This is a genomic window from uncultured Sphingomonas sp. (genome assembly GCF_964021865.1).
Lineage (GTDB): Bacteria > Pseudomonadota > Alphaproteobacteria > Sphingomonadales > Sphingomonadaceae > Sphingomonas.
In genome coordinates this window covers 1-2,148 of sequence record NZ_CAXIAM010000106.1, presented here as the reverse complement: position 1 = coordinate 2,148, position 2,148 = coordinate 1, and the positions used below count along the sequence as shown (strand labels likewise).

The window sequence follows — 2,148 nt, the reverse complement described above, 5'->3', positions numbered from 1 at the left end:
TCGGACAGCTCGCGCTCGATGTCGCGCGTCGCCGTGATCGCCTCGTCGAGCCGGCGACGCTCGCGCATCACCGCCTGCGCTTCCTTGGGGTTGTTCCACAGCGCCTGATCCTCGACGCGCGCATTGAGTTCGTCGAGGCGACGCAACGCGCGGTCCCAGTCGAGGAAACGGCGCAGCAGCGCTAGCGCCTCGTTGATGCTGTCGACATGGGCCTGCGCTTCGGCGCGCATAACTTTACTCCAAGGTCACGCCGCGCCGACCAGAAGGGGAATCCCGACCGGCACGAGCGGGGCTGCGTGACCGGGGAATCCCGGCGACTGGCTGGGACGACGAAAGAACGTTCTGGCGACGACTTAGTAGATGCCCCCCTGCCTCTGCAAGAAGTCGCTGTCGCTGGCGGTGCTGCCGGTTGCGCTCGCGCTCGGGCGGGAGGAGGGTGCGGTTGTCGGTGCGGCGCGACGCGCGCGGCGCGCCTCGCTCTGCGGCTTGAACGCTTCCCAGATCACCGCCGGCTTGGGATCGCTGTCGGTCGGGAAGGTGCCGAACACCGGCCGCCCGCTCGCGCGGTCGATCCGCACCATGCGGATGCCCGGCGGCGCGCGGAACGGGATCGCCGGCATCCCCGCATAGGCTTTCTGCGCCCATTCCTTGAACACCGGCACCGCTACCGTACCGCCCTGCGCATAGCCGCCCAGGCTGCGCGGGCTGTCGAAGCCCATGTAGAGCCCGGCGATCATCTGCGGCGTGCCGCCGATGAACCAGACGTCCGTGGGCCCATTGTTGGTGCCGGTCTTGCCGAACATCGGGCGATTTAGATCGCGTAGCCCGGTCGCGGTGCCACGCTGGATCACGCCCTCGGTGATATGCACCATCTGATAGGCGCTCATCGCGTCGAGCACCTGCCGCCCGCCGGTGGCGGGGCGCGGCATCGCGCGCCCGTTCCAGTCGCGCGCGTTGCAACCGTCGCAGGCGCGCCAGTTCTCGGGCCAGATCACCTGCCCGTGCCGGTCCTGCGCGACGTCGATCAGCGACGGATCGTGCCAGCGCCCCCAGTTCGCGAGCACGCCGTACGCGTTGACCATCTTCGTCACCGTCGTCTCGCCCGCGCCGAGTGCGTAGGAGAGATACGGCGCATAATCGCCGACCCCCATCGCCTTGATGAGCTTGACCACGCGCCCCATGCCGGTCTGCGCCGCGGTGCGCACCGTCATCAGGTTGCGCGACTGCTCGATGCCCCAGCGCATCGTATGCGGCCCCGCGCCGCGCGAATTGCCGAAGTTGCGGAAGCATTTCTGCCCCAGCCGCGCACCCTGGTCGACGCAGAACGGGCCGTCGACGATGATCGACGCCGGGGTCATGCCGTTCTCCAGCGCTGCCGAATAGACGATCGGCTTGATCGTCGAGCCGGGCTGGCGGAACGCCTGCGTCGCGCGGTTGAACGACTGGACGCTCGATTCGAACCCGCCCTGCATCGCGAGGATGCGCCCGGTCGCGGGCTCCTGCACCACGAACCCGCCAGAGATGCGCGGGACCGAGCGGAGCGCGAACCGCCCTGCCCCGGCCGGCGCGACCGCGATGATGTCGCCGGGCTTGATCGCGGTGAAAGCGGCACCACCCTGATTACGCACCGGCATCTGCGCCGCATCGCGCGCCATCGTCCCCGTCGATCCGTCCGCGAAGCCCAGCCGCCACGCATCGCCGTCCCGTGCGATCGCGATCGCGGCGCGCCAGTTTTCGTGGTCGATCATGATGTTGGTGCCGATAAATGGCCCCTGCCACGCATCACCCTCGATATCGATATGCCGCAACGGCCCCGACCAGCCGCGCCCGGCGTCGAAGCGCAACAGGCCGTTGCGCAGCGCCTCGGCCGCATATTGCTGGATGGTCTTGTCGAGCGAGGTTCGCACCCACAATCCACCGGCATAGACGCTGTGCGGCCCGTCCTCGGATTGCTCGCCGAATTTGGCGATCAGCTCGCGGCGCACCTCCTCGACGAAATAGCCGCCGACGCGCTCGAACTTGGGCGTGCGATGCGTGATCGCGCCGATCGGCTCGGCGGCGGCAGCCTGTGCCTGCGCCGCGGTCACAAAGCCGTTCCTGACCATTTCGCGCAGCACGTAATTGCGCCGCTCCAGCGCGCGATCGGTG

Annotated in this window: 1 protein-coding gene and 1 pseudogene; both read right to left on the bottom strand. The window is 68.7% G+C overall.

Going from position 1 to position 2,148, the window contains the following annotated elements:
* Positions 1-230, bottom strand: a pseudogene (gene prfB / locus AADI75_RS16085) (peptide chain release factor 2); the annotation flags it as partial.
* 123 nt (positions 231-353) lie between these two features.
* On the bottom strand, positions 354-2,148 hold a 1,795-nt coding region (locus AADI75_RS16080), incomplete at its 5' end, for a penicillin-binding transpeptidase domain-containing protein (protein ID WP_341209992.1).